Annotated in this window: 1 protein-coding gene; it reads right to left on the bottom strand. The window is 63.5% G+C overall.

What is annotated here, in order from left to right; translation table 11 throughout:
- Window positions 1-809 (bottom strand): GMC oxidoreductase (locus tag EN925_RS37995; RefSeq protein ID WP_245487470.1); only part of this gene is annotated, 809 nt, incomplete at both ends.

The following is an 809-nucleotide window of genomic DNA, read 5'->3' as shown; positions in this document are numbered from 1 at the left end:
GTGGTGATGTTGGTGTTGGCGGCGACGATCGTCGGCATGATAGAGGCGTCGACGACGCGCAGGCCCTGCACACCGCGGACGCGGCATTCGGCGTCGAGCACCGCCAGCGGATCGCTGTCGGCGCCCATCTTGCAGGTGCCCGAGACATGCCAGCCCGACCAGACGGATTGCTTGACCCAATCGGCGATCAGCTCTTCGTTGCCGAGCATCGCCTGGATACGGTCGGTGGTGCCGAACTTGCGCTTGAGCAAGGTCTCGCGAAAGAACGGCGCGTAGTCGAAGAGGTAGGCCGCGGTCGCGGTCTTGACCCAGTTCGATGGCTTGCGGACGCTGAGCGCGCGCGCCTCGTCACTGTAGCCGGCCAGGAACCAGGTGTTGACGTGCTGCTGGACATCGGGCGACTGCATGATCTTGCAGATGCGCCTGAAGCCATCGACCAGGCGCATCAGGTCGCGGCCGTCGGAGGCAAAGTTCAGATCGACGATCGGTTCATCGGTCTGCACAGCGGACTTCAACATAACGGTGCCGCGCGAATAGGATTTGTTGACGCAGACATTGAGCGCGCCCATCGCCTTGCCGAGCGGATGCCAGCCGGCACGGTTGACCGGCATCAGCAGCATGTCGCCCGGATGGCAGCCGGCATGGTTCGAGGAGTATCTGACACCCAGAAAGATGTGGCGCCGCTGACCGGGCTTGAGCCGCGCAGATTTCTTGAAATGCGCACCGACGGCTATATGCGGATGATCGGTCAGGTTCTCGCCGACACCGGGGCGATCGGCGACCACCTCGATGCCCAGCCGCTTCAGCTG

Origin of the sequence: Mesorhizobium sp. M7A.F.Ca.US.006.04.2.1, from assembly GCF_004022915.1 — a bacterium.
Lineage (GTDB): Bacteria > Pseudomonadota > Alphaproteobacteria > Rhizobiales > Rhizobiaceae > Mesorhizobium > Mesorhizobium ciceri.
Note: the sequence above shows the minus strand (reverse complement) of the source record. Positions and strands in the feature narration are given on the sequence as shown.